At 41.5% G+C, this 25,467-nt stretch carries 23 protein-coding genes and 1 pseudogene; 9 read left to right on the forward strand and 15 right to left on the reverse strand.

All coding sequences use genetic code 11. From position 1 onward, the window contains the following. The first annotated feature begins 43 nt into the window (after positions 1-43). Positions 44-667, forward strand: coding sequence for a TenA family protein (locus tag V7K30_RS00200; protein ID WP_334995973.1), 624 nt, complete (start codon positions 44-46; stop codon positions 665-667). A 216-nt stretch (positions 668-883) separates the two neighbouring features. Here V7K30_RS00200 and namA read toward each other — a convergent pair whose 3' ends face one another. From namA to V7K30_RS00220, 4 genes are all read right to left on the reverse strand, one after another. Continuing rightward, a complete protein-coding gene (namA, locus tag V7K30_RS00205) occupies positions 884-1,951 on the reverse strand; it encodes an NADPH dehydrogenase NamA (RefSeq protein WP_334995975.1) in 1,068 nt (355 codons plus the stop codon). Positions 1,952-2,096: 145 nt separating this feature from the next. Further along, positions 2,097-2,585 (reverse strand): hypothetical protein, encoded by a 489-nt coding sequence (locus V7K30_RS00210; protein WP_334995977.1) that lies wholly within the window; start codon positions 2,583-2,585, stop codon positions 2,097-2,099. Continuing rightward, complete coding sequence (locus tag V7K30_RS00215) at positions 2,554-2,760, reverse strand: hypothetical protein (RefSeq protein ID WP_334995979.1); 207 nt, start codon at positions 2,758-2,760, stop codon at positions 2,554-2,556. The genes V7K30_RS00210 and V7K30_RS00215 overlap by 32 nt, the downstream gene beginning before the upstream one ends. A gap of 98 nt (positions 2,761-2,858) precedes the next feature. Next, the gene (locus tag V7K30_RS00220; RefSeq protein ID WP_334995981.1) at positions 2,859-3,716 is read right to left on the reverse strand and encodes a MetQ/NlpA family ABC transporter substrate-binding protein; all 858 of its coding nucleotides are present in this window, start codon (positions 3,714-3,716) and stop codon (positions 2,859-2,861) included. Positions 3,717-3,727: 11 nt separating this feature from the next. Here V7K30_RS00220 and V7K30_RS00225 point away from each other — a divergent pair, with 11 nt between their 5' ends. Then, positions 3,728-3,901 carry a hypothetical protein gene (locus tag V7K30_RS00225; RefSeq protein ID WP_334995983.1) on the forward strand — a complete coding sequence of 58 codons (174 nt, stop codon included), beginning with the start codon at positions 3,728-3,730 and terminating at the stop codon, positions 3,899-3,901. A 132-nt stretch (positions 3,902-4,033) separates the two neighbouring features. Here V7K30_RS00225 and V7K30_RS00230 read toward each other — a convergent pair whose 3' ends face one another. From V7K30_RS00230 to V7K30_RS00245, 4 genes and pseudogenes are all read right to left on the reverse strand, one after another. Next, entirely contained in the window at positions 4,034-5,098 is a 1,065-nt protein-coding gene (locus V7K30_RS00230) for an LLM class flavin-dependent oxidoreductase (protein WP_334995985.1), read from the reverse strand. Positions 5,099-5,398: 300 nt separating this feature from the next. Further along, positions 5,399-5,962: a DUF2808 domain-containing protein gene (locus V7K30_RS00235; RefSeq protein ID WP_334995987.1), complete on the reverse strand. Its 564-nt coding sequence runs from the start codon at positions 5,960-5,962 to the stop codon at positions 5,399-5,401. Between the two features lie 974 nt (positions 5,963-6,936). After that, positions 6,937-7,401 (reverse strand): CYTH domain-containing protein, encoded by a 465-nt coding sequence (locus V7K30_RS00240; protein ID WP_334995989.1) that lies wholly within the window; start codon positions 7,399-7,401, stop codon positions 6,937-6,939. Positions 7,402-7,428: 27 nt separating this feature from the next. Continuing rightward, positions 7,429-7,563 (reverse strand): annotated as a pseudogene (locus V7K30_RS00245) (phosphonate metabolism transcriptional regulator PhnF); the annotation flags it as partial. 184 nt (positions 7,564-7,747) lie between these two features. Between V7K30_RS00245 and V7K30_RS00250 the strand changes: the two are divergent. After that, positions 7,748-8,122 (forward strand): ATP-binding cassette domain-containing protein, encoded by a 375-nt coding sequence (locus tag V7K30_RS00250; protein ID WP_442941032.1) that lies wholly within the window; start codon positions 7,748-7,750, stop codon positions 8,120-8,122. Between the two features lie 150 nt (positions 8,123-8,272). On the opposite strand, the gene V7K30_RS00255 is transcribed toward V7K30_RS00250, so the two are convergent. The 4 genes from V7K30_RS00255 to V7K30_RS00270 all read right to left on the reverse strand — a co-directional run bounded on the left by V7K30_RS00255 (position 8,273) and on the right by V7K30_RS00270 (position 12,899). Further along, positions 8,273-8,998: a DUF6875 domain-containing protein gene (locus tag V7K30_RS00255; protein WP_334995991.1), complete on the reverse strand. Its 726-nt coding sequence runs from the start codon at positions 8,996-8,998 to the stop codon at positions 8,273-8,275. A gap of 177 nt (positions 8,999-9,175) precedes the next feature. Next, positions 9,176-9,862 (reverse strand): DUF6875 domain-containing protein, encoded by a 687-nt coding sequence (locus V7K30_RS00260; protein WP_334861899.1) that lies wholly within the window; start codon positions 9,860-9,862, stop codon positions 9,176-9,178. A 790-nt stretch (positions 9,863-10,652) separates the two neighbouring features. Further along, a complete protein-coding gene (locus V7K30_RS00265; protein ID WP_334995993.1) occupies positions 10,653-12,299 on the reverse strand; it encodes an alpha/beta hydrolase in 1,647 nt (548 codons plus the stop codon). A 432-nt stretch (positions 12,300-12,731) separates the two neighbouring features. Then, on the reverse strand, positions 12,732-12,899 hold the full coding sequence (locus V7K30_RS00270; RefSeq protein WP_334995995.1) for a hypothetical protein: 168 nt from the start codon (positions 12,897-12,899) through the stop codon (positions 12,732-12,734). A gap of 39 nt (positions 12,900-12,938) precedes the next feature. Between V7K30_RS00270 and V7K30_RS00275 the strand changes: the two genes are divergently transcribed. Next, positions 12,939-13,394 (forward strand): hypothetical protein, encoded by a 456-nt coding sequence (locus V7K30_RS00275; RefSeq protein ID WP_334995998.1) that lies wholly within the window; start codon positions 12,939-12,941, stop codon positions 13,392-13,394. A gap of 124 nt (positions 13,395-13,518) precedes the next feature. On the opposite strand, the gene V7K30_RS00280 is transcribed toward V7K30_RS00275, so the two are convergent. Both V7K30_RS00280 and V7K30_RS00285 read right to left on the reverse strand, forming a co-directional pair. Further along, positions 13,519-14,574, reverse strand: coding sequence for a M28 family peptidase (locus V7K30_RS00280; RefSeq protein WP_334996000.1), 1,056 nt, complete (start codon positions 14,572-14,574; stop codon positions 13,519-13,521). A 421-nt stretch (positions 14,575-14,995) separates the two neighbouring features. Next, on the reverse strand, positions 14,996-15,349 hold the full coding sequence (locus tag V7K30_RS00285) for a hypothetical protein (protein ID WP_334996002.1): 354 nt from the start codon (positions 15,347-15,349) through the stop codon (positions 14,996-14,998). A gap of 320 nt (positions 15,350-15,669) precedes the next feature. On the opposite strand from V7K30_RS00285, the gene V7K30_RS00290 reads away from it, so the two are divergent. The 3 genes from V7K30_RS00290 (at position 15,670) to V7K30_RS00300 (ending at position 20,773) form a co-directional block, all read left to right on the forward strand. Beyond that, positions 15,670-18,525, forward strand: a complete 2,856-nt coding sequence (locus tag V7K30_RS00290) for a GAF domain-containing protein (RefSeq protein WP_334996004.1) — start codon at positions 15,670-15,672, stop codon at positions 18,523-18,525. A gap of 303 nt (positions 18,526-18,828) precedes the next feature. Further along, positions 18,829-20,100, forward strand: a complete 1,272-nt coding sequence (locus tag V7K30_RS00295) for an urease accessory protein UreH domain-containing protein (RefSeq protein WP_334996006.1) — start codon at positions 18,829-18,831, stop codon at positions 20,098-20,100. After that, positions 20,075-20,773, forward strand: a complete 699-nt coding sequence (locus V7K30_RS00300; protein WP_334996008.1) for a hypothetical protein — start codon at positions 20,075-20,077, stop codon at positions 20,771-20,773. Before V7K30_RS00295 ends, V7K30_RS00300 begins: the two co-directional genes overlap by 26 nt. Before the next feature lie 237 nt (positions 20,774-21,010). On the opposite strand, the gene galE is transcribed toward V7K30_RS00300, so the two are convergent. After that, positions 21,011-22,009 carry a UDP-glucose 4-epimerase GalE gene (gene galE, locus V7K30_RS00305; RefSeq protein ID WP_334996010.1) on the reverse strand — a complete coding sequence of 333 codons (999 nt, stop codon included), beginning with the start codon at positions 22,007-22,009 and terminating at the stop codon, positions 21,011-21,013. Between the two features lie 414 nt (positions 22,010-22,423). On the opposite strand from galE, the gene V7K30_RS00310 reads away from it, so the two are divergent. Further along, the gene (locus tag V7K30_RS00310; protein WP_334996012.1) at positions 22,424-23,077 is read left to right on the forward strand and encodes a hypothetical protein; all 654 of its coding nucleotides are present in this window, start codon (positions 22,424-22,426) and stop codon (positions 23,075-23,077) included. A 517-nt stretch (positions 23,078-23,594) separates the two neighbouring features. Then, a complete protein-coding gene (locus V7K30_RS00315; protein WP_334996013.1) occupies positions 23,595-25,343 on the forward strand; it encodes an ABC transporter ATP-binding protein in 1,749 nt (582 codons plus the stop codon). Positions 25,344-25,467 lie beyond the last annotated feature (124 nt).

Consider the following 25,467-nt stretch of genomic DNA (forward strand, 5'->3'; position numbering starts at 1 on the left):
AAGAATAGAGGGATAATAACAGATGACAAATGACAAATAACAAATGACTTTATCTAACGAATTATGGGCAGCAAATCAAGACTTAGCCCAAGCTTGCCTAGAGCATCCTTTCGTTCTAGGCATTGGTGATGGTACTCTTGAGCAGATGAAATTTGCTTACTACGTAGGGCAAGATGCTTTTTTCTTAGAAGCTTTTGCCCGTGCGTACAGTATCGCCGCAGCCAAAGCACCAGACTGGTTAGGTTTCACCACATTTCATAACTTAGCTAGTGGAGTTTTAGAAGAACTGCGACTACATAGTGGCTATGCTTCTGTGTGGGGAGTCAATTTGCATTCTGTGGAACCAGGAGCCGCCACCCGCCGCTATACTGACTTTTTGTTAGCAACTGCTTGGGGTTCAGATGTGGGTTTAACTGCTGCGGCGATGTCTCCGTGTATCCGTTTGTATGCCTTTTTGGGAGAACAGTTAGCTGGTAACGGTATTCCTAATCATCAATATGCAGACTGGATTCGTACTTACAGCAGCGCAGACTTTCAACCACTAACAAAACAATTAGAAAGTCTGGTTGACAATTATGCCACTACCAATCCTGTTGTGCATTCAACCTACCGTTATGCGATGTTTTGTGAGCGCGACTTTTTTCAGGCTGCGTGGATTTTGGAGTAGGGACACACACATGTGCTACCCTAACAATGCTTAATGTTAGCAAGACAGAAAGTTTGTATGCTTACTATTAGAACAAAAAAATACCTAGAGTACGACTAGATTACGTATCATACCATGTTTGGTCAAATACTCACAATTATTGCAAATCAAGCAACAACCCCTACCGCCAAGCAGCAAGGGTTTAAGGCGTTGATGCTCAATTAAGCACATCTGACATCACAGCCAAGCTCGGTCGTATTGAACAGGCCAGAGTTTATCGTGTCCTAACTGTTTGGCTGCCAGATGTGGCCAGTAAGGATTGCGGAGTAGTTCACGTCCCAACAGCACTATATCAGCTACTTCTGTACGAATAATCTCGTCAGCTTGTTCAGGGGATGTAATTAAGCCTACGGCTCCTGTAGGAATATCGGCTTCGCGGCGGATGCGTTCGGCAAACTGAGTCTGATAACCAGGTTTAATTGGTATATTGATGCCCGGTATAATACCGCCTGATGAAGTATCGATGAGATCAACTCCTAGAGACTTGAGTTTGTCACTTAAAGCGATACTTTGCTCAATGTCCCAGCCATTGTCTACCCAATCGGTGGCAGAAATACGTACCCACAGTGGATGTGTCTGGGGCCAAACCTCTCGGATTGCTTGAACAACTTCTCTGAGCAAACGAGTCCGGTTTTCAAAGCTGCCACCATAATCATCTTGCCGTTGGTTAGAAAGAGGTGAGAGAAACTGGTGCAGTAGATAACCGTGGGCAGCATGGATTTCAACTACCTTGAAACCAGCTTGCAGAGAACGTTTAGCAGCTTGGACAAAGGCATCAATAACTTTTTGAATTCCCTCAAGACTTAAGGCTTCTGGAACTGGGCTATCTTTGCTAAAAGCGATCGCACTACTCGAAACCAAGGGACGCCAACCTTCCTGAGATTCATCCAGCGCTTTCCCTCCCTTACTCGGTTTGGCAGTGCTGGCTTTTCTACCTGCATGAGCAAGTTGAATACCTGCAACAGCTCCAAAGTTATGAATCAATCCCACAGTTTTAGCCAAAGTTTCTATGTGTGCATCTGACCAGATTCCTAAATCTTGGGGGCTAATGCGCCCACCCGGCTCTACAGCTGCTGCTTCTGTTAGCACTATACCTGCACCGCCAATTGCGCGAGAAGCCAGATGAATAACGTGCCAATCATTAGCATATCCATTTGTACTGGAATATTGACACATGGGTGAAACGGCGATGCGGTTGCGAAAGGTAACTTCACGAATCTTGAATGGTTCAAACAGATGTGCCATTGGTATTGATTCCTTCTCTTGCTAGGTAAAAGAAATTGCGGACGGATTTGCAGCATGAACTCGAATTTGCATTAAACGGCCGTAAATTTTCTCTTATGTACACTGAAATGAGCGATAAACGCCACAGCCAACAAAAAGAATCCTACTAAGCTAAAGTACAAACGCCTTTCCACTGCCACAATCCCCAGGTATAAGTACCAAGAAAAGAGCCGAGTGCGCCGCCAGTGTAGTTAGTGACCATGTACACCGGATTCAAACGGCTCTCAGCATTTGGAACTAAGTTGTAGACGCGGATTTGATTTGAAATGTAACCAGTGTGCATTCCCAAGTCAAGAATAAGCACTCCTAATATAAGACCCATCAAATGAGTTCCACCAGCTATCCAAAGGATGACAAAAGCTGATAGAGATAGAATAACAGCTATTCCAACTAACATTCTGGGGTCTTGCTTGTCTGCTACCCATCCAACAATGGAGGTGGTAAAGAGGCCAATTATGCCAAATAGACTTGCAACTCGATTGGCGTAATTATACGCAATAGATTCCAGCCGAAAAACTAGAGTCACCCACGTAGCATTAAAGGCTGCAAATACTAGTGCAAGCTTAAATATTTGTTGAATGACTAGAGTCTTCATCAAGGCTTGGATGAATAGGCTTCTCATCAGGCTTTTGGCTCTGTAATTCCCAGATATCGCGTTTTCCTAGTTCTTGATCCACTAATAACTGTAGATTATCTGGTAATTTAGTTTTTTGCCAAATTGACCAAATTTCTCCACAAAATAATTCTTTTTCAATTTTTCCGAAAAACATTGCTTTATCCTCCAGTCATGTCACAATTTCAGTTTAGTAATTCCTAAATTAGGAAAGATGAAGTAGCAAAATTTTCATCCTTCATCCTTTCGCCGTCTTTAAAACACAGGTACAATTCGCCCCTGGCATTGGTTGTTAATAAAATCTCTCACCTGTGGATCGTTAAGCAGCTTGTTCAGCTTCTGGATTTTTGGCTCATTTTCTCGACCCTGTAATGTGACTAATGCCAAAGCATACTTTTTATCTTTAGCTATCTCCTGTCCCATAGATTGCGGTGTTATTTCTGCTAGAGCAACAGTCTGAGCCGAAGAAACAATGAAGTCTACATCATTAATAGCTTGAACTACTTGGACTCCTGCTACTTCCTTGATTTGCAAGCTTTTGGGATTCTCGGCTATGTCTCTGGTGGTTACAAATTTCTTGGTATTTTCCTTTAGTTTGATTAAACCATTACTTACTATTAGCCTGAGTCCTCGGTCATTATTAATCACATCATGGGCAATTGTGACTGTGGCATTTTGGGGAACGTCATTCACAGATTTGAGCCATTTGGAGAAAAAACCGAGTGTGCTTAAGTAAACTAGATTTAATGGAACTAAATTGATTTTGAGTTCCCTAACAGTATTATTCATGAAAGGTCGATGTTGAAAAAAATTTGCATCGATTACTTTGTCTATTAAAGCTGTATTCGGTTGTATCCAGTCATTAAAAGTAACAACTTTTACTTCTAATCCTTCCTGAGGTGCCAGCTTAGTATTTATAAACTTCAAAATATCTTCAGATATGATTCCCGTCACCCCGATTTGAATGACCTTTTTTTGTGCAGTTGCTTGGGCTGTATTTGAAGATACTTGAGCTTGTTGTTGGCTACAGCTAACAAAAAATATGGATACACTAAATAAGGTTAAGGCTCTGAGGAAAAATCGGCGGTTAATTTTTGTATGTTGTATATTCATTAGCAATATTCTTGGTTCAACTTAAACGAACTGCTCCAGACGCAAAGAGAAAAGAGAAGATTCAAGAGTTTACGAATCCTGGCAAAATGGCGATTTATCGTCTAGCTTTAGAAGCAAACCCCAAGAAAGCTTCAGGATTAGCCTTGATTGACAAAGTTGTGTTCCCTCTAGACGCAGAGTCATAGGGATATGACTAGAACATCAGTCTCTAAATTCAGTTGCGAAGTAGAACTATTGCCTGACTCAGATTGATATGCACTCACGATTACATCTCCTAACTTATTGAATTGGGCATTAGTTATTTCTTCCCTGCTCCCTCATCCCTTTGCAGCCACAAGTTCTAAGGAACGAACTCGTGGCATTACCTCCTCAGAAAAACGCCTCATCTCAGTCGCGAACGGCTGGAATTGCAGCATGAAGGTGCCGATTCCCACCCTGGTAAAGTCGGCAATGCGACCAGCCACGGTGTCATAGCTACCAACTAAGCCAGCAGCTGTGCCACCGTTACTTCCTACGCCAGGGTACTTGGCCAAATTCTTGAACATGACCACTTCGGAATCGACTCCTTTGAGAAGCTCTGAGCGATCGTCTTGTGCTATTACCATTGCCCTCAAGTTGTGATATTCTTCTTGTGCTTCTCCATCTGTGGGTCGAGCAATCACAAATGCGGACATCGCAAAGTCCAGAGGTTTGGAATGAGAACGCGGCTGTTTAGCAACCTGAGCAATGGTTTCTCGGATCACTTCTATAGGACGACCATTGAGAAAAAAAATATCTGCTTCTTTTGCCGCCAAAGCTTGCGCTGGTTCTGATTCACCTCCCACATACACACGCGGATAAGGATTGGCCACGGGACGAGGATTGAAGCTTAGGTCACTAATATGAAAATAATCTCCTTGGAAGTTAACTCTTTCTCCACTCCACAGCGCCTTTACTACTCTTATCCACTCGTCGGAATAGCGGTAACGCTGATCATGGGGAAGAAAAGATATGCCAGATTTTTCCATTTCTGGCTTAAACCAGGCACTTACCAAGTTGATCGCAAAACGCCCACCACTGATTGCATCAATGCCTAATGCCATCTTCGCTAAGATTGCTGGATGAAAAAGTAAAGGCTTCACAGCGGCGATAATTTCGATAGAATTTGTTGCTTCGGCAAGAGCTGCTGCTGCTGCTGTCCAAGTTTCCAGCTGATCTAATTGTTGATTTCTGGGATTAATGATGTGTTCTGCGATCAAAGTTGTAGTAAACCCGCACTGTTCAGCTAACTGGACGAGATCCTTTGCTCGTGAGTAACTGGCATCACGAGGTTCAAGAGGGTGGTTCATTACGCCGCAGTTGCCGTAAACAGGAATCCAGATCCCGTAGCGTGGCTCAGACATAGCTTTCAATAACCCTTGTAATAGACGCTAAAAGTTTACTTGGCACTAAATTTTGAGTTTATTGGCTAACCCACTAATTTGCTGCTACATCTACGGTAAATCGGGCAACTTACCGTAGTATACAGTTATGAGGTTTGCATAGATTGTGCTAAAAAACAAGAGGCTATTAAAATTTATTGATATTACTCCTTAAGAGAGTTGAGTGTGTGGCGAAAACTTCTCAAAAAAGTAAAGGACAAGAATTATACTTGTCCTCAATGGTTAAAATAACAGATTCTGCGTCGAATAGGTTAGATAAAATTAGTTCTCCGTAGCCGTTGGCCCGGAAAATTGAAAGCGTCCAATGCCGATAAATTGGCCAGCAGTTTTCTCACCAGAGGGAAAAGCCTTAACGCCAAATAAATAGACGCCATCAGAAAAAGGATTGTAGTAAGTGTGCAGACAAATAGTAACCGTCTTACCTGGTGGTATGGGAGTGTCAAAGGTTACTGTGATAGTCTGCTGTTTGCCGTTACCTTTTACAGCTTTGAGTGCCAATTTTGAACCTTGGTGATTGCGTGTGCCTTCAAAGGCAAATGTATCTTTCTGATTGAATTGAATATCTTCAGTCCCCTGAATCTGGTTAAAGGTAACCTGTTGCAACGGTTCCCCAGCCGTCGCTGGCACTTCCAGAGTGAAATAGTACGTCGTATTCGGAACGCTTGTATTGCTGTATGGAGTGCTGGCACTAACTAAACGCGGTGGTTCGGCAAAGGCGATGGTGCCATTGCCTAAGGTAACTGCATCGGCTACCGAATGAGGTAGTAAATATAGTCCAGCGCTAACAACAAATAAAGTACTAAAAAAACTAGTAATGTACTTCATAATTTATATTTTTACCTCAATTATTTTTATCTCAGACACAATAATTTGAGTCTGGCTTCAAATACCCATACTCAAGCCTGAGCAAATGAATTATTCCAGTCTCTAAAATTACCAACCGTAATTAACTTTTTCGACTATTTATTAAACAGTTTTGCTGTAATTCTAGCACGCAGTTTAAAGTTGTCCAGGAAGAAAAATCACTAGTTAAATTTAAATTTAACTAGTGATTTTGTCGGAGTTTTTATTAGTAAATTCCCTCAAAAGTCGATGATTTTACCGGGCTTTGACTAAACTCAAACACCAGCAAATCGATAAGTTTACAGGTGTTTAAATAATTCAATATATCTAAACAACGATATAGTTACCGTAGTTTAAATAATAAATTATCTGAAAAATCGATAATTTTACACAAAATAAATTTATCAATTAAATTATATGTCAATAATGTTACTGGACTTATAATTAGCGAATTATCCTAAGAGGCTATTCATAAAGTAAAAATAAAATTCTTGTGGGGTGTGTTAGGCGCACATTTCGATATGATTTGTCACGACAAATATCACTCTCGGTTATCATATCATGTCCGGGTAATTCGTTGTGATTCTCATAGTTATTGCACCCCACACGCCAGATGCTCCACTTGGGGAGACGCCAAGGGCGATGGGGTTTCCCCAAGTGGAGTGACTGGCGTGGGTTAGAGGGGATCAATTAAGTGCCTAAAATCACAGCCAAACACTTTTCAAACATCCCCTAATATTTACTTTATAAATAGTCTCTAAAAGAGGAAAATACACTGCTTTATGATGATTTAATTTCTTCAAAATCCACAAATTTAGCAGGTTTACAGGACTTACGCAACTGTCACAAGCAATGGCGCGGTGTAGCCGTGCCGCGTGCCAAACAACTAGGCAATAAACATGGGAACATCCGGGCGTTTTAGTTGCTGAACTAAATAATTTGATAACAATCCATGCTTACCATTGTGAAAAAGGGTGTTTTACTAAATTGCTGTTGAAATATCTGGAGTCATCAGAAACTTCTTGTCCAATCCAGCTTGGTAGTTCAATTTGCTGGTTTTCATCACTAAGTTCAACTTCTGCTAAAATTAGTCCTTTATTAACACCATCAAACTCATCTATTTCCCAAATTAAACCACCCGACTCTATTTTATATCTGATTTTTTCTATAAAGGGACGTTCACACAATGTCTCAAGGATTTCTTGAGCATCTTCAACAGGAACAGGATACTCAAACTCTAATCTTGAATATTTAATATTGGGGCCTTTAATGGTCAAATAGCTTTTTTCCCCTATTATACGTATACGTACAGTCGCTTTGTCTTGTGTGGCAATGTATCCTTGACGATATACACTACCTTCAGCTAATCCTCTCCAGCTATCTCCTCTGACTAAATATTTCCGCTCTATTTCTTTCGCCATTTTACTTACCTTATTATTTGCTTTTGTCTACAAACAAGCTGAGTCCACACTAATCGGTTCCTCATCCGCTAAACCCAAATGCTCAATTAAAGCTATCGGCTCATCATGATTAATTTCTAGTTTTGTGGCAACGGCGATGTCTGCGGGCACTTCTAAGGTACGAAGTAGTTGGAACCTGGCTTACCGTACAACACTGCCACGCTTGTTCTACAGCCAGCCGGATGCTAGACTCCAGAATTTGGCGGGTGCGGATGAGGGCTTTTTATTATCTTTGGCATATTCCACTCAATGAGGTTATTGCAGAAAGCATCCTTTTGCTGGAGAAATTTGTATAGGGGAAGTGGAGATGGTGATTTGCCCAGAAGAGTTGAAATTTGAAGTTGCGATCGCTAACATAAAGGAGTTGTTTCATCGCCTCAACCTGCCAGAACGTTTATGGAAACTTTCTCCCACCACCTTTTCTGGAGGCCAAAAGCAACGGGTGAATATCGCCCGCGCCCTTTGTGTCAACTATCCAATTTTATTGCTGGATGAATCCACATCAGCCCTAGATGCTACTAATCGCCAAGTTGTAATGGAACTTCTCCAAGAACACAAAGCAGCCGGTTGTGCTTTAGTTGGTATTTTTCACGATGAAGAAGTGCAAATGCAACTCTGTAACCGCGAATTAAGCTTTAGCAAGGATAACTCATACCAAATTGAGATCACTAGTATTGTCTGAAATTCCACTGAACAGCTTTGTAGCAAATACTTTTAATCCCCCATGCCCAATCCCCAGTCCTCAATTTAAACTAAACATTTGATATTTATTTATAGCGCTGACTATGCTAGTGAGGTATACCTAGACTTTATACTTTATATATAAATCCTTTTAACTTTGAGGATATACCTCATTTGAGCGAGAACTGCTATATATGCAAGAACTCACCAAATTTTCTTGTTTAAGTTGTTCTTTCGCTAAAGCCAATGCATGATGAGCATTTTTAAACTTTGTTTCATCTGTAAATTTATGATCAAAACAGTTTAAATAAGCTTCCAGATACCGAATACGTAAGCGTGGATCAGCCGGACTCTCAAGAAAGGGGAGGTCAGCTTCGACCATAAACCGGATAGCCAACAAGGGGATAGGGCTACGAAGTGGACGAAAGTTTGGGTTATGCAGACCAGGACTATCATTACGTTTATGAAATTCTCCTATCATCAGTCCTGACTCAACAAACAAAGGTTTAAGTTTTTGTTGGACACTATCTATCAGTTTAGAAGCTTCTTCTATATGGATGTCAGGAAAGATAAGTAAAAAAGCTTTATTGATTGCTAATTCATGCTCTTTAAGTTCCATTCCAAGAAAGATATCTCGGTAGCGTCCAACAACCTCTTCTAATTGTTCTCGATACAAATCTTTTGTGTGAATAACTGCCAGATGAATACTGTTTGACTTGAGAGAGTAAGGTACAAAAGGGCAAACTACGCCGGGTCTTCCTAAGTTAGGATGAGGCTTTCCTAAAAAATTTTTCACCCACTCCATAATTTCAATTAAGCACGGAAGATCCTCGTGTTGCTGGAGTTGTTCGATTTCACGAGTTGTATAGAGTTGCATAAAATTGAGAGGATGTTTGAAAAGTATTGTATGAAACACCAAAAGCCTTAGAATCTAACCCCCCTGTCACCCTTCTTTCTAGGGAATTGGGGTTTAAAAGCCTCTCTCCGTTTTGGGCAGAGGTTTTTTAGTATCCTTAAAGACTTTCCAAACATCTTCTTAACTAAACCCGATTCATTATATACAAGAACTCACCAAATTTTCTTGTTTAACTTGTTCTTTCGCTAAAGCCAATGCTTGATGAGCATTTTTAAACTTTGTTTCATCTGTAAACTTATGACCAAAACGCTTTAAATAAGCTTCCAGATACCGAATACGTAAGTGTGGGTTATCTGGACTCATAAGAAAAGTAAGGTCAACTTCAGTCATCGGGCGGATAACCAGCAAAGGTATGGGACTCCGCAGTGGTCGAAAGTTGGGGTTATGTAGCCCAGGACTCTCAGTCCGGTTGTGAAATTCTCCTAGCATCAGTCCTGACTCAACAAACAAAGGTTTAAGTTTTTTTTGGACACCATCAATTACTTTAGATGCCTCTTCTATATGGACATCAGGAAAGATAAGTACAAAGGCTTTACTTATTGGTAATTCCTTATCGCCTGGTTCTCTCTCAAGGAAGACATTTCGGTAGGGTCTCACAATTGCTTCTATTTGCTCTAAACACAAATTTTGTGTGCGAATTACTGCTAGCCAAATGTTATTTGATTTCAGAGCGTGAGGCACAAAAGGGCAAACTACTCCCGGTCTTCCTAAATCAGGATGAGGTCTTACTAAAAAACTTTTCACCCACTGCATAATTTCAATTAACGAAGGAAGGTCTTCGTGTTGCTGGAGTTCTTCGATTTCACGAGTTGTATAGAGTTGCATAAGCTTCAATAAAATGTAATAATTGTTTAATTCTAAATCAAAAATTAGTTTTACAATACATAAACATCATGTAGGTAAAACTAATTATTTAAGTAGACAAAATAAGCCTTAATTTTTTTCTTTTTGGTTGATATGTGGCTTGTAGCAGAGAAAAATACTCTGCGATTTGTTTTGTGAACTTAAAGTAATTCGCGTCAATACACACACAAACATATTTTGCATCAAGGGGAGCATCCCAATGCAAGCAAATTTACCAAGATGATGAGTTGTCATTGCGAATGAAGCGTAGCGGAATGAAGCAATGACAAATTATCTTTGTACACATTTGGGATGCTCTCGCATCAAGCAACTTGTATTCATGGATTTTGGACTTATTTTGTAATATTTTATCTACAATACTTACGTATGATCATTATTACGGATCTTCTCCTACTCTTTTTACACTCCTAACCTTCTTTTATTTTTAAGAGATAATTATTATAAAGTTTATGTCTAACTAGTTATTTTTAGTGTAAAAATTTAGTATAGATTTAACAGCAACTATAAAATTACTATCAAGATAGTATACTGTGATCCAAATAAGAGGATGTTTGAAAAGTACTGGGCGAATAGAATTCGCTACTACACAAACGTAGGTAAAGCCTTGCCACAGGGTAGTCCACCTCCGTAGACTAACGAAAAATCAAGGTTTTTAACCCACGTTCGCGTAGCGTTCCGTAAGAATTGGTGGGTAAAGTCTTGTGTAGCCGCGACTTCTAATCGCCAGGGCTAGTAATAAATTGGAATTCTCTTATTTATCAACAAATTCTTTCACCACTGCCCTAGCATCAGGAGGAATCTGCGTAATTAGGCGAAATGGAAATGCCGCAGTGGAAGCAAACTGGGCATAATCTGATGTCAGAAAGATAGCGTAGTTTTTAGCTTCTGGAGTCATCTGTGCAGCAAACGCCAAAGCTATAGCTTTAACGTACTTACGAACATCTGCTGCTTGTTCACCCACAACTTCACCGCCACTAATCGGTGTATTCGGTTGTCCTATCTGATCCAAAGTGGTACTGGGGTCTTTCACACTCAGATGAGTACCCCCAAGTATACCAACTAGCCATTTGGGGGATGGGATTTTATCAAATCCCACAATCTGTTCAGTTAAAGCTGGGGTGGTTTTATCTGCGGAACTTGCTAACACTAGAGTCGGAACTTGCACCTTAGTTAACCCAGTTTTGCCAAACATCAGAGAAGTTGTCGGATTGAGAGCGATCGCCTGTTTTATTCTAGTATCCCGTAGTTGATAGCTATTTTCTGGGAGTTCTTGAGCGATGCACTGCATAACTTCTCCCTCACTGAAGCTAGTCAAGTTCTTTTTACAGCGTTGTTTGAGTCGTTCTAGTTGTAATTCGGCTCCAGCAATTTCTAAAGCTGTACCACCACCAAAAGAATGGCCAATGACCATCGCGTTAGTGGTTGCAAGTTTCCCTTGTAGCGGATGATTAGGCGTTTGGTTGAGCTTTTCTAATTCGTCGAGGACAAAACTAATATCTTGAGGACGATCCAAAAACTCATGAGGCTTCATAACTCTGGTTTTGCCTTGTAATGCTGAGTTAATATTTGCCTGGTTACTACCGGGATGCTCTAAAGCTGCTACTACATAACCGTGGGATGCTAAATGTTCTGCTAAATAACGCAAGTCCGTGCGGACTGATGCGAAGCCGTGAGAAAGGACAATTACGGGTTTGTCGAGAGTTGCAGCAGTTGACCAATAAATATCAACTGGAATTTGGCGATCGCGCTTTTGGTCATTCAGGCTTAAGTTGAGTATTTTTACTTGAGCGTTTCCTGGTTGGCTGGGATCAAAAGGGAAAGCAATCTGTGGTGTTTTGGGGTCGAGTTGGGGAGCGATAGTTAGCATAAATTGCTGGGTACGCCAAAAAGCTGTATTCAAACTCCCTGCAACTATAAAAGCCTTTGGCAAATCAATTTCTAGGCGTTTACTCGGATAAGCGGCGATAAAACTCAGTACAGAAAGACCCTGCGGTGCAGTAGAGCCTAATACCAATCCTGCTCTCAGTGCTTGTACCCCAGCTTTGTCTTTTCGGGCTAAGGCTGTAGCGAAATCATGGAGAATAGTTGTGCCAATCTGAGTATTAACTAACTTATCAACTGTGACAACATTTATCGGTATATTCATGCCCAACGCCCCCAAGAAGAAGCGGCGTTGTTGTTCAGATAATCCTTTAGCGTAAGGCTGCAAACTCCCAGGCAATTCCCCAGTTTTCGCAGCCTTTTGCAACTCAGCAAGAGAGATGGTTTCTGTAAATAAACCCAAACGCACGATAACTGTGTCAGCCGCAATGGCCGAAGTATTTACCCCGAACTGTGTAAGTACAATTGCGCCAAAAAAACCAGCAACTGTCTTAAGACTTCCCCAACTTCTTCCCATAAACATTTATACCAATTGTTACTTACGGGAATATAACGAATATTTGTGTATTTGACTACTCGACTAATTACTTAGAAAGAAAAGCAGATTTGTTCGTGAACTTGATAGCGATGTCTACGACGGGCTATGACGCTCTCTACGATCCGCTGTGCGTAGCTGGCTTTTGAGCAGGGGTACGAATACTCGCTAACGCTTCTCTACGAGACGCTGCGCGAAGGCTATCGGCGTCGCCCTGATCTCCTCAAAGCATCTGCTGATGGGAACAGAGCTACATCAAAAGCATAACAAAAGCAACGAATTGTAGAATTCATCACAGTTAAAAATTTGAGCATAAATCAGTGTTGACAGCCACAAAAGCCCGATTGTTTCTCAGCTAGGTTTAATACTGTAACGAAACTTTAGAACAGGGTAAGCGATGCCTGCGGCGGTAAACTACGCATCTACAATCTGCACTTTTTGTGGGCTGATATCTTGACTGCAATTTTTTTGACAGGAAACTTTAACCGACTGCTTAATGTTTTGTCTTAATTCTTTAGAACGTGTTGCAGAGGTGTTGCCGGTGGATAGTCTTACTGCTGTAGCTGCACTATCATTACTCATCAAATTCTACCAGCCGCATCAACAATTTTTCTTGGCTTTATGCGTCGCAGACTCCGCTATATTTCAATTTTGCTGCTCTCTCTGAGTATTATTACACTGTGGTGGCCTGTGAATGATTCTGATTGCAATTTCGAGGCTTTTCTAGCATCAAAAACTACAAAATTCCAAGTACATGCTACTAAGGTTATTGTTCAGCCGTGGCGTGGTCGTCACCATGTATATGGAATCTTTATGATTCCTGATGAATACAAACAAGCTCCATTTTTTGTGTTAACAGTCCAAGGTGCTGGCAGTTACTGTTCAAAACAATTTGGTTATAAAAAAAACTTTAATGATATCTTTGCTGAACCAGGGACTTATCTGGTGAGGAAGTTTATTAGAACTCGAACAGCTCTACGGCTCATTTTCAAAGGTTTGTACTTCCAGATCAATGATAAAAAGAATTGGACGTTGACTTTCCCTGAACCAAAAACTAGTACCGCTAGTCCGAATTAGTGATTTGTTCTTTAATTACGAATTACGTTAGCGTAGCGCGAAGGAGTCCGCGTACTCCTGCAAAGAAGCAAGCTACGCGCAGCGTCTCGTAAGAGAGCGTCATTACGAATTACGAATTATTCGGTCAGCTTGGTGGTTGAGTTTCCAAAACCTCATTTTTCTCTAATAAGGCAGTAGTAGTATTCACTACAATCTGTGCTGCTCCTGTGAAAAACGATCGCTCGATAGTCGCTGGAACATCGCTAGGTTGATGATAGTGCGGAGTGCGTAAATTTGCGGTATCTGTCACCAGCACAGCACCCACACCCTGATACCAAAACGGTGCATGGTCGCTGCGTAGGGTGTCTGGTGTCAGTAAACCTTTAAAAGGAATCGGTACTGTCAAGACTGGTGGCAGATTTGATTTTTGTTTATTCAGAGCGATTGAGGGAAACATCTGTGAGCTTTGAAAGGCATTCAGCAAAGGCAAATGTTCTGTATCACCGACTACTGCCAAAAAGTCGCCCTTGTCGCTAGGTGGGGTAACAGGCAATCCGGCAGGGTATTTCTGACAGCCAGCAGTGTAACAAGCATAACCCACCATATCCATAACGATCGCACCGCCCAAGTTTTGCAAGCGTGGTGTCTTGCTAACGAAAGCCCGACTACCCAAAAGTCCTGCTTCCTCTTTGTCAAAAAAAGCTAGTTGTAACGTCCGTGGCGTGGGACGGGAACCCAGCAACCGCGCTACTTCCAGCACTACGGCTACACCACTGGCGTTATCATCGGCACCTGGGGATAACGCAACGGTATCATAATGTGCTGCTACAAGAATTGCTTTAGCGGCTTTGTTAGTTCCTGGGCGTTCGGCAAAAATATTCATACCCTCAGAGAACTTTTCCAATTTGGGTTTCCAGCCTAACTTTTTCAGTTCAGTTGTGATATAAGTGCGAGTAAGCGATCGCTCTTTTGTTGTGTAGCGCTGAAAATTTAACTTTTGGATATGGGCTAACAGCTTGTCAGCAGACACTTGCGGGGTACTGTAAACTTCCTTTGATTCTGGCTGTGGTTGGGGTGTTTTCACTGGAATGCTTTCAACCATTTCTGGTGACGGACGCTGTTCAAAAAACGTACTACCCCTACTACCCACCACAGCAACTGCCACCAGTACTAACAGCATCAGCCAAATCCATTTTCTCATGTCATTTATCCTTGGCTTCCAGACTTAGGGTAGCGCGAATCCCCAGTCAGAATGAATTAGATAAACATCTAACTATTACCAACTCAAATAGTATTCATTTTCAATGGTGATAGACTCCAGAAACACTACTGAGAAAGAATGTTGTGCGGTTATGGATAGTCTAGCTGTAAACAAAAAGCATTCAAAAAAATTCTAATAACGTGTAATCAGTAAACTTCTTGCAAAAATGCGAATAAGCAAAAAGTGAACCACAGATGAACATCGGTGTTAATCTGTGGTTGAATATCCAAAACATAGACTTTTGCAAAAGGTCTAATACCACACTTATTAACAAATGTGCTATCGAAACCTCCTCCTCCTTAGTACAGCATTTCATCAATTCGTAACGTTTCTAAAGCCTAGTGAGTAGCACTGAAAAGGCTTATACTTGATTATGAATTGGCAAAATCCTGTATTTAGCTAATTCCTGATCGGGGAGCTTGGGCTGAACTTCTGGCAGATGCTGGTCAATTGGACACAAAGCATGAGAATTCTTCACTACTACTTGGATGCCATCAGGTGTGACTTGCACGGCGACGATTCCAATTCCATCAAACTTTGTTAGCACAGCTACTACAATGACAGTTAGCAAAGCTACACAGGCAAGATAGCTAGACTTTCGGTTGGTAAATAAATCCATTTTCCCCTCCAAGCGATTAATTTGTTTATCAGCAATAGAAAACAGTGCACGAAGTTGACGCTTCGGAACATTGCGCCTTAATGGATGTAAAAACATGAAATATGCCTTGAAAAGGCTTGATTTTTGGTTACTGACAATATCTTCGCTGACGAAGAAGCAGCAAATTATCAAACCTATACAGGAAGATGATTTTACATATCTATAAGCACAATGCCACTAAGTTAAGTCACAGAGAAGTATTTATCATGTATTAAAAGCCGCACTTAAGTGAGGCTTTTAATACAATACCAAATTTCATACCATTGTCAAGCGTTTAAAAGCCTCACATAACAGAAATTAAGATTATCCATATAAGTCTCCAAAACTGCTGTGATATCGTAGAACTAGAACAAGTGAGGCTTTTTACAGGTTTGTAGATGACTCAGATTTATCGGGATACTCTTAAAGACTTAGTTGGCGAAGAAGGCGTGTCTGATAACGAACTAGAAGTTCTGGATTTAGCCTTAAATGGAAAGTCGCCAGCAGAAATCAAGACAATCTTAGGACGGCAGTCTGAAAATGCGGTGCAGAAAACGCTGTCGCGAATCTATACCAAGTTCCGAATCACTGGTGCAGGGCCTGGAAAACTATCTAAATTGCAGAAGATCCTCTCTGATCGCCTTCAAGCCAAGCAAGGTAGACGCAAAGTCCTTATTGCTTGGGCTGGTAGCAATAGTAAGTACCAAGCTGAAAGAATTAGAGATGTCATTTTTAAGCATCCACAGATTGAAGCCTTCATCTTAGACATTGATGGGATTTCAAGATCCGGTTGGCTTCAAGAAACGGAACAGATTCTTTCAAGCGTAGACTTTGGTATCCTCTGCTTGCCTAAGGAATGCCTTGAACAAGCACGGGTTTATTTCCTTATAGGCTTATTCTCTGGAAGACTCCATAATTTCAGGCTCTTACGCTTCAGTAAACAAGTTAATTTTGAAACTCCAATTCACTTTCCCTCAATTAATGGAACAGATAAGAAGAATTTGGCGTATTTGCTTCATGAAATAACTGGTGGTGACATAGAAGAAGCAAAAGGTTGGATCGACTATAAACTCTCTACTTCTAACTGGTTAAACGAATTGCTTGAAGAAGAACTGAACTGTCTACTTCCAGGTGAAATTTCAAAAAAAAGAATTATTTTAAATACTGTAGAACCAATTCTGAAGGGTAATAATTATTTACAGACTAACAAAATATTCCAACAGCTTGTCACTAATGATATTGCCGATATCGATGAGCGGATTGAAGATTTTATTTCTAACGGCTCAGTTTACTCGATGCCGTTAGAGTTATATCCGCGCCGTCTTACTGCCTTACAGCAGAAGCTCAAAGCGCGTGTGAAGGCAGTAGCAATCGTTGATGGTGTGGAATCTTTTTGGGCAAGTGACAAAGGAGATGAAGTTGCAAAAACTGCACATCCAGAAAGTGAGAGACTGTTTGTTTTTTCAAGTGAACAAGATTTTGAAAGAAGCTTGAACTTTTTACTAAGACATGCTTCATATTACAAGGTTTTTGTCACAACAAAAGATATTTATATTCCCTATGCAGAAGAATTCTCTTTGAGAGATACTTCAACGATATACACTGTTGAATCTTTTAATTCCAAATTATCAACTTTACCAACTAAAGAATATGCAATTATTGAAACTGATGATGGGAAAAATCAGTTAATTGCGTGGTATGAGAATGACAACATTAGGCAAAGTCGGAGTGTAAGGTTAGCTAATTTCTCTCCTAAAGTATGTGAGATTGATCAGTACAAAGAAGTTCTCTCAAATTTCCTGGCGCGAGCTACCAGGAATGAAGGTGTCTTTCAAGTGACAGTAGAAAATTCAATTAAACAAGTAAATTTTCAGAAAGGTCTAGATAAAATAGTGTTTCAAAAGCTTGATCTAATTAGAGAGAATTTATTTAGGAAATCGCCATATGAATTTCTCAAGTTTCCCAATGAGCTACTTAAAGATTTACAAAAAGTTAGAAACAAATTAAATCGTTTTAAAGATAAGGGTGAGGTAATTCAGGAAGCTCTTAAAGTTGTACGTGAGAGACTTAACTCTCAAACGGCTTCTATTTTTCTATTCTCAAAGGATGGACACCTACATCGTCAAAAAATAGTAGGTCTAGATGCCAATGGTGATGAAATAGATGATAAATGGTTTGAAGGCGAAAACTATGTACCTGGTGAAAGTTTCACTGGTCAAGCTGCTCTTCCTCAGGAAGATGGATTTGGGAAGCCTCAGTCAGCCAATGATTTTAGTGAAATACCTTTAGATACCAAAAGCCAAGAGAAATATTCAGAGAAACTCGGAGGAATTTATTCTGCCATTGCTGTTCCTCTAGACGGTCAACACAAAACTTATGGAGTCCTCGAAGTAATTAATAAAATTGATCCAATTAAAAGGAAAATTATTCCAAATTCTGGTTTCTCTCAAGAAGAGATCCATTGGTTATATACAATAGGCTCGTCTGTCGCATCTGCAATATCAAATTTACGCAAAAAACGTCAGGTAAAACTTCTGGCGGATTTGTCAGATGCTTTAGTTGGTTATCGTAGTAATCTTTCTGATATCCAAAATGCATACAAAACTGTTGTTAACCGTTTAGTTTCAGATGATACAGCCTTTGAAGTATGCATATTACGAGTAAAAAATGAGAATCGTTTACTTGAAGTTGTACACAAAGCAGGGGTTGATAGAGTTAAATGGGATAAAAGATTAGATGATCCTAGAGGTTATGAAGATGGATTCGTCGGAGATACTATTAGGGAAAAACATGCTATCTCACTTACCGGAATAGATAATCAGAACATAAAAAAATTCCAAAACCAAGATTGGATAGTGCTTAACCAATTTAAATCTTTTGGGTGTTTTCCACTCATTTACAAAGAAGAAGTTGTAGGAGTGCTCTCTTTATATACTGGGTATGAATATGATTTTCATGCTGGCTGCAAAGAATTCTTGGAAAGAGTAGCATCCTTAACTGCTGCTTTTATAGGAAGAGTCAGAGAGTCAGAGGTAGTGAATAGTGTGGTTCGGGATCTCAACAATTGCCCCGAACCCTCTGATTTATTGCAACTTAAGGAAGAAGAACTGCGTGAGCAACTTGATGTTTTCCAAAAACAGCGAGATACTATTCGGGAAACACTTGACGCAACCTTTGGAAATCGCGATTCATCCAATCATCCAGAGTTTTCAACCGAAGCTTCTATAGAGATAGTCACAAAGCATTGCTCTTAATATAATTCTTGAGTAGATTAGCCTTGGTGATTTCCAAAAGCGTCGGATTTTAATTCTCAGTTACATAGCCATATTCTCAATAGGTGATTTATCACCCTAATTTTCAGCAACTCACAAAATCGCACTGCTACCGTCCTAATCAAGTTTGACGGTTTGTCTTTTGACAGCGATCGCAACTTAACTTAAAGTGCCCCACTAGAGGAGTGCTGAGTACTGAGTACTGAGCAAAGAAGAAGAGAAAACAATTTCTTCTTAAATTCTTCAAAATCTTTATTCTTACACTCAGGACTCAGGACTTTTTTTATGGTAGATTTGTTGCTGATCTCAATCCTGGGGTTTTTGGGGAGTTTTGGGCATTGCTTTGGGATGTGTGGCCCTCTAACAGTGGCGTTTTCCCTGTCTCATCAGCCAAAAGTTTCACAAACAGCTTCTTTGGGACGGACATCAACCTTAGAAAAGTCCGACACTTGGCGACAGCAATTAAAATTTCATCTTTTGCTAAACCTGGGGCGGATGTTGAGCTATGCTCTAGTCGGTGCTGGCATTGGGGCGCTAGGTTCGGTATTGCTGCAAGGTGGACAACTAGCGGGTGTTGGCAGCGACTTCCGGCGCTGGATGGCAATTATAACTGGTGTAATGCTGATTTGGTTCGGCTTAGGACAAGTAAAACCCGATTTGCTGCCGCACATTCCCGTTTTACATCCCTTATTGCAAGGTAGTTTACACGATCGCCTCAGCACAGGAATGGTTAAGCTTTCCTTCAAAACCAAATGGTGGACGCCAATGCTTTTAGGAATGACTTGGGGTTTAATGCCCTGTGGTTTCCTGTATGCTGCCCAAATTAAAGCCGCCCAAACTGGCAATTTATGGATGGGTGGGGCAACTATGCTGGCGTTTGGCTTGGGAACCCTGCCCACGATGCTGGGTGTAGGCATCTCCACATCATTGGTAAGTAAAGACAGGCGCAGTCAGTTGTTTCGATTAGGCGGTTGGGTGACACTCACCATTGGCGTCATCACCTTGTTGCGGACTGGTGACACAATGGTAGATTACACCGGACACGCCGCTTTGTTTTGCTTAATCTTGGCGTTAATTGCACGTCCCATTAGTGGCTTGTGGGCTTCACCACTGCGTTACCGCCGCGCCTTGGGGGTGGGATCTTTTGTGCTTTCTGTGGTTCACACCGCCCACATGATAGAACACTCATTGCAATGGAATTTTGCCGCCTTTGATTTTATGCCGCCAGAATTTCAGTGGGGTATGGCTGCGGGTGCTGTAGCATTGGTATTAATGTCCCCCGCCGCTTTTACGAGTTGGGAATCCTTGCAGAAATCTTTGGGCAAGCGTTGGCGACAGATTCATCTATTGGGTGTGCCAGCTTTGCTCTTGAGTGTCATTCATACTGTGTTGATTGGTTCCCATTACCTGGGTTCCTTACAATCAACTTGGGGAAATAAATTAGCGGTAGTACTGATAGTAATTGTTACTCTTGGTGTCTTACTAGTACGTTCGCGCTTTTTTTGGTCAAAGTTAGCCGTAGAAAAGTTTTATGTCCCTCCAACCAAATTGCGGTAAATCATCCTTGTTTTCTGGCTCCATCCCAACGAGTCAAAAACAGAGACGTTACCCGCTTAAAGGCATTTTCTGGCAGAGTCAAGGAACAATAAAGTATTTATTATTCCTGAGTTGCTTAGTTATATCAATAACTAATCTTAACCCTGCGTCTGCTCATCAGGTGGAGGTAGCTGGAGATGTCGGTGGCACCCTCCACGTTGAACCAAATGATAATCCCCGTGCTGGTGAAGCAAGCCAAGCCTGGTTTGCACTTACCCGCAGAGGTGGAAAGGTAATTCCTCTGGCACAGTGTAATTGTCGGTTGGCTGTTTATGCCCAACCTTATGTAGGTGGAGAGCCTGCACTCCTAGAGCCAGAGTTAAAACCTGTGGCAACTGAACGCTATCAAGGCATCCCAGGTGCGGAAATTGTCTTTCCCAAGCCAGGTATTTATGAGTTGCAACTAAATGGTAAACCCGTCTCTGGAGCAAGATTCAAACCCTTTAAGTTCAAATTTGAAGTGACTGTGGCAGGTGGCTCTACAGATAATACACGAAACCTGCGAGATGTCAACGGCGATTTAGTAGAGGGTGAATCTCAGAAATTACCACTTTGGGCGATCGCACTTCCAATCCTCGGATTTATTGGCATCTTAGTTGTCGTACTGCGAAGCATGAGAGGGAGTGGGGAGTAGTTAAAAGTTAGGAGTTATGAGTGAGGAGTTGAGAGTTATGAATTCAAGACTTAAGTATTTTGAATTTTGGATTTTAGATTGAAGGAAAAATCTAAAATTTTCTAACTCCAAACTCCTGTACAGACGCGATTAATTGCGTCTCTCCAAACTCCTGTACAGACGCGATTAATCGCGTCTCTCCAAACTCCTGTACAGACGCGATTAATCGCGTCTCTCCAAACTCCTAACTCCTAACTTTTATTTATGTCGCTGTTGATGCCACTGCCACGCATGAGCGACAATATCTTTGATGGATGGATACTGAGGTTGCCAGCCTAAGATTGTTCTAGCTTTCTCGCTGGTGCCAATGAGAATTGGGGGATCGCCAGGACGGCGTGAGCGTTCTTCGACTGGTATGGAAATTCCTGTCACCTGTTCGGCTGCTGCAATGACTTCTCTGACAGAGAAGCCGCTGCCATTGCCCAAATTAAAAACTTCGCTATCGCCACCTTTTAATAAATATTCCAATCCCAAAATATGGGCATCTGCTAAGTCGTTAACGTGAATATAATCGCGAATACAAGTACCATCGGGCGTGGGGTAATCGGTGCCGAAAATTGAGATAGATTCTCGTTTACCTAAAGCTGTCATCAACACCAAAGGAATCAAATGGGTTTCTGGGTTGTGATCCTCGCCAAGCAAGCCATTGGGATTAGCACCAGCAGCATTAAAATAGCGGAAACGCACTGATTGGAAACCGTAAGCAACATCAAAATCAGAGAGAATCCGCTCTACCATTAGCTTTGTAGCGCCATAGGGATTAATCGGATTTTGGGGATGGGTTTCTGGAATGGGCACGAATTCCGGTATTCCGTAGGTGGCACAGGTAGAAGAAAAGACAAATTTCTTCACAGATGCCGTCAGCATCGCTTCTAAGAGGGTGAAAGTACCAAGGACGTTATTGCGGTAATATTTGGCTGGGTCAGTCACCGATTCTCCTACGTAGGCATAGGCAGAAAAGTGCATCACAGCAGCAATATCGCGGGTTTTAAATAGGTGATCTAGCAAGGCGCGATCGCCTGTATCCCCTACTATCAGTTCTACCTGTAAAACCTTCTCTACTAGGTCACGATGCCCATAGACCAGATTATCAAGTATCACAACGTTATAACCCGCTTGCTTCAAAGCAAGCACCGTATGGGAACCAATGTATCCAGCTCCCCCTGTTACCAAAATGCTAGGCTTTCCAAGCGACATAGTTTTATCCTTTTGAGTCGATTACTCAATTAATTTAGTTTACCGGTACCAGATTACTCTTCTGGAAAATTATAAATAATAGACGCAGTGTTAAAAATTTGAACTAAAATCACTACGACGGTAGTCTTTGGGTGTGAGGTTTAAGGTATTTTGAGTCAAACAGTACGATTACAATTTGACAATAAAATAAATCCATTTCCCAAAACCTCTAGTTTGACCCTTACGGGTGACGCTTCTAGCGTTGCAGCGAAGAAGTCACTAGTTGTTTTATACAGGGAAACCATGCAGGACAGTTCGTTCTGGGGAGCCACTTCTTTTTCTGTTCAGAGAAGCAATGGCGTGGAAACCCCTAGCAAGGTGGACTGTCTTAACACCACACTGGCTCACCGCACCAGAAAATTTGAGAGTTAATCTATGTTTCTATTGCTAAGTCGGGTACTGCTGTGGCTGCTGATTGGCACTATCGTATATTCTCTGTTCCAGCGATTTTATCCCTCTGGAACTTTTGTAGGGCGATTAATCTTAGTCGTTATCTTGGTAATCATAGCCCTATCTTTTGTTAACCCCAATGAACCAGCTGTGGCATCATTGTCGAGGATACTATCTTTTCCACTCAAGCCTCTAGGAGCCTCTGTTTTACTGATGATTTTTGCATCTCAGAGAATCAAAGGAGGTGGAATAGACAAACCAGGAGGATACTTGGTAGGTTGGGCACTGACAATTTTGCTGTTGGCAAGTACACCAGCAGTTGCTTATTTACTTTATAGAGCACCTCTAGCAATGGCAGGTGCAACCTATGTAGCAACTGCTGCACCAACATCTGGGACACTGGTGGCATTAGGGCAACAAACCACCGGAGCAAACATCTCAGATATAAGGGGCGATCGCATTCTTTCTTATAATTTGAGAGTGCCTCCCTACTTGTTACAAGGAAGTCCTCAAGATATTCGCACACGCGGTTTACGGCTTGAAGACTTTGTACCAAATGCGGAAACGTTGCAATTGACAACAAGAACTTGGGAAAGTTATCTCTTTGAAATTTACAGGTTCTTGCGTGTTCAGCGGTAATAAAGTTAAAAAAGAAAAACTAAAAAGGTCACAGAAGAGGAAAGGAGGCAGGTGGCAGGGAGCAAAGGGGAGAACCCCATACATAAATGTATTGGCTCTGATCTTGGACGCATTATTTCTTGTGGCACTCTCCGCTCGAAATAAATATTTTTGATGAAGAGCATAAATAAATTTAGTTGCTCTGAAACCCTTTTGCCAGGGAAATTCCAAAATCTTTCTCCCCTGCTCCCTGCTTCCTGTTCCCTGCCTCTTACGTCACAATGCCACGCCCTAGTACCGCGTTCCCCACAGGGAACGCGGTACTAGTAGCTGTTTTAATTAAGGCTGTGATTACCGCCAGACCACCAAAAGTTTGAGTAGACGTTACCATTCGGCTTTGGGCGAAAGGGAACGGCAATAACTATTCAGTTGAAAGAGGTAAAAAAAGCTTAATTTAGAAGTAATATTCCCTCTACAAAATAGCTGCCTTCTTGGACTAGCAGTTAATCTAGGATGATAAAGTTGCAAAATTGCTTTAATGGCAAAATCTCGACGAATCGCTAAACTCAGTGCTTACCTACGACCCCATTGGCGGGAAGCGTCATTAGGCATTCTCGCTTTGTTGTCTGTCAATGCACTAGGCGTTTATATCCCTTTGTTAATTCGTGCTGGTGTTAATGAACTCTCAACAACCTTCAACTACTCAATACTACATAACGTAGTAATCATTGTATTACTAAGTTCGGCGATGTGGCTAATGCGGATGGCATCCCGCATTTGGCTATTTGGGGTGGGGCGTCAGGTAGAATTTGACCTGAAACAACGGATTTTTGAACACTTACTCAAGCTGGAACCGGCTTATTTTGCCAGTAATACTGCTGGCGATTTGATTAATCGGGCTACCAGTGATGTGGACAATATCAAGCGGTTATTGGGTTTTGCAGTTTTGAGTTTGGCAAATACGGTGTTTGCCTACGCCCTGACACTGCCAGTAATGCTGGCGATTAGTGTGGATCTCACACTAGCTTCTCTGGCAGTGTACCCTTTTATGCTCTTGTTGGTGAGTCTGTTTAGCGATCGCTTACGCAAACAACAAGCAGCAGTCCAAGAGCAACTCTCTGACATCAGCGAACTCATCCAAGAGGATATCAGTGGCATTGCCTTGATTAAAATCTATGCCCAAGAAGCAAACGAGCGTCGAGCCTTCGCCAAGAAAAATCACCAGTTATTGACTGCTAACTTGGAACTGGCAAAAATCCGAAATACACTGTTTCCGCTAATTGGCGGGTTAGCTAATGTCAGTTTACTAGTGATTATTTGGCTAGGGGCAGCGCGGATGTCTTCTGGGACGCTTGCGGTTGGCGACTTTTTAGTACTGTTAATTTTTGTAGAGCGTTTAGTTTTCCCCACAGCCCTTTTAGGATTCACAATTACTGCCTACCAACGGGGTGAAGTTAGTATTGACCGCCTTGAATCTATTCTCTCTGTCACACCGAAAATTCAAGACACAGCCGATGCTATACATCTACCAATGGCTGAACTTAAAGGGGAAGTGACAGCTAAAAATCTCACCTACAGTTACCCTGGTTCCACTACTCCAGCTTTAGCAAATGTTAACTTTACCATTGCTCCGGGAGAAACCGTGGCCATTGTTGGGGCAATTGGTTCGGGGAAATCAACTTTGGCGAATGCTTTGCCGCGCTTGTTAGATATTGAATCAGGACAATTGTTTTTAGATGGGCTGGATATTACTAAGATAGCTTTGGCAGATTTACGAGGTGCGATCGCCTACGTTCCTCAAGATAGCTTTCTATTTAGCACTACAATCAAAAATAATATCCGCTATGGTGATCCAATTAGCGAACAAGAGCAAGTAGAATCTGTCGCTCAACTTGCCCAAATTGAATCAGAAATTAACAATTTTCCCCAGAAATATGAAACTATTGTTGGTGAACGCGGTATTACTCTTTCTGGCGGTCAACGACAACGGACTGCCTTGGCTAGGGCGATGCTGGTCAATGCTCCAGTGTTAATTTTGGATGATGCTCTCTCTAGTGTGGATAATCAAACAGCCACGCAAATCCTCAAAAATCTCTCCGGTGGTACTGAACGCAAAACAGTAATTTTCATTACCCATCAATTATCGGCGGCGGCAGCGGGTGACCGAATTTTTGTGATGGAAAAGGGAAAAATTGTCCAGATAGGCAATCACTTGGAACTTTTACAACAAAAGGGTTTATACAGAACTTTGTGGAGCCAACATCAAGTTGAGGAATTACTGCATTAAAGTTTTGACCTATAAACATATTTTATTGCATGAAATAGGGGCGCACAGCTAGCTATGCGCCCCTACTCTTTAGGAATTACACTATGCCCGTTCCGCTAATGTCTCGTCAAGAGTCTTCGACTGG

The sequence above is a fragment of the Nostoc sp. genome (assembly GCF_036917655.1).
Classification (GTDB): domain Bacteria; phylum Cyanobacteriota; class Cyanobacteriia; order Cyanobacteriales; family Nostocaceae; genus Nostoc.

Bases quoted from the DNA above. Each gene is read 5' to 3' on its own strand.
- V7K30_RS00200 (WP_334995973.1), top strand. From the start codon at position 44: ATGACTTTATCTAACGAATTATGGGCAGCAAATCAAGACTTAGCCCAA.
- namA (WP_334995975.1), bottom strand. From the start codon at position 1,951: ATGGCACATCTGTTTGAACCATTCAAGATTCGTGAAGTTACCTTTCGC.
- V7K30_RS00210 (WP_334995977.1), bottom strand. From the start codon at position 2,585: ATGAAGACTCTAGTCATTCAACAAATATTTAAGCTTGCACTAGTATTT.
- V7K30_RS00215 (WP_334995979.1), bottom strand. From the start codon at position 2,760: ATGTTTTTCGGAAAAATTGAAAAAGAATTATTTTGTGGAGAAATTTGG.
- V7K30_RS00220 (WP_334995981.1), bottom strand. From the start codon at position 3,716: ATGAATATACAACATACAAAAATTAACCGCCGATTTTTCCTCAGAGCC.
- V7K30_RS00230 (WP_334995985.1), bottom strand. From the start codon at position 5,098: ATGTCTGAGCCACGCTACGGGATCTGGATTCCTGTTTACGGCAACTGC.
- V7K30_RS00235 (WP_334995987.1), bottom strand. From the start codon at position 5,962: ATGAAGTACATTACTAGTTTTTTTAGTACTTTATTTGTTGTTAGCGCT.
- V7K30_RS00240 (WP_334995989.1), bottom strand. From the start codon at position 7,401: ATGGCGAAAGAAATAGAGCGGAAATATTTAGTCAGAGGAGATAGCTGG.
- V7K30_RS00250 (WP_442941032.1), top strand. From the start codon at position 7,748: ATGGTGATTTGCCCAGAAGAGTTGAAATTTGAAGTTGCGATCGCTAAC.
- V7K30_RS00255 (WP_334995991.1), bottom strand. From the start codon at position 8,998: ATGCAACTCTATACAACTCGTGAAATCGAACAACTCCAGCAACACGAG.
- V7K30_RS00260 (WP_334861899.1), bottom strand. From the start codon at position 9,862: ATGCAACTCTATACAACTCGTGAAATCGAAGAACTCCAGCAACACGAA.
- V7K30_RS00265 (WP_334995993.1), bottom strand. From the start codon at position 12,299: ATGGGAAGAAGTTGGGGAAGTCTTAAGACAGTTGCTGGTTTTTTTGGC.
- V7K30_RS00270 (WP_334995995.1), bottom strand. From the start codon at position 12,899: ATGAGTAATGATAGTGCAGCTACAGCAGTAAGACTATCCACCGGCAAC.
- V7K30_RS00275 (WP_334995998.1), top strand. From the start codon at position 12,939: ATGCGTCGCAGACTCCGCTATATTTCAATTTTGCTGCTCTCTCTGAGT.
- V7K30_RS00280 (WP_334996000.1), bottom strand. From the start codon at position 14,574: ATGAGAAAATGGATTTGGCTGATGCTGTTAGTACTGGTGGCAGTTGCT.
- V7K30_RS00285 (WP_334996002.1), bottom strand. From the start codon at position 15,349: ATGTTTTTACATCCATTAAGGCGCAATGTTCCGAAGCGTCAACTTCGT.
- V7K30_RS00290 (WP_334996004.1), top strand. From the start codon at position 15,670: ATGACTCAGATTTATCGGGATACTCTTAAAGACTTAGTTGGCGAAGAA.
- V7K30_RS00295 (WP_334996006.1), top strand. From the start codon at position 18,829: ATGGTAGATTTGTTGCTGATCTCAATCCTGGGGTTTTTGGGGAGTTTT.
- V7K30_RS00300 (WP_334996008.1), top strand. From the start codon at position 20,075: ATGTCCCTCCAACCAAATTGCGGTAAATCATCCTTGTTTTCTGGCTCC.
- galE (WP_334996010.1), bottom strand. From the start codon at position 22,009: ATGTCGCTTGGAAAGCCTAGCATTTTGGTAACAGGGGGAGCTGGATAC.
- V7K30_RS00310 (WP_334996012.1), top strand. From the start codon at position 22,424: ATGTTTCTATTGCTAAGTCGGGTACTGCTGTGGCTGCTGATTGGCACT.
- V7K30_RS00315 (WP_334996013.1), top strand. From the start codon at position 23,595: ATGGCAAAATCTCGACGAATCGCTAAACTCAGTGCTTACCTACGACCC.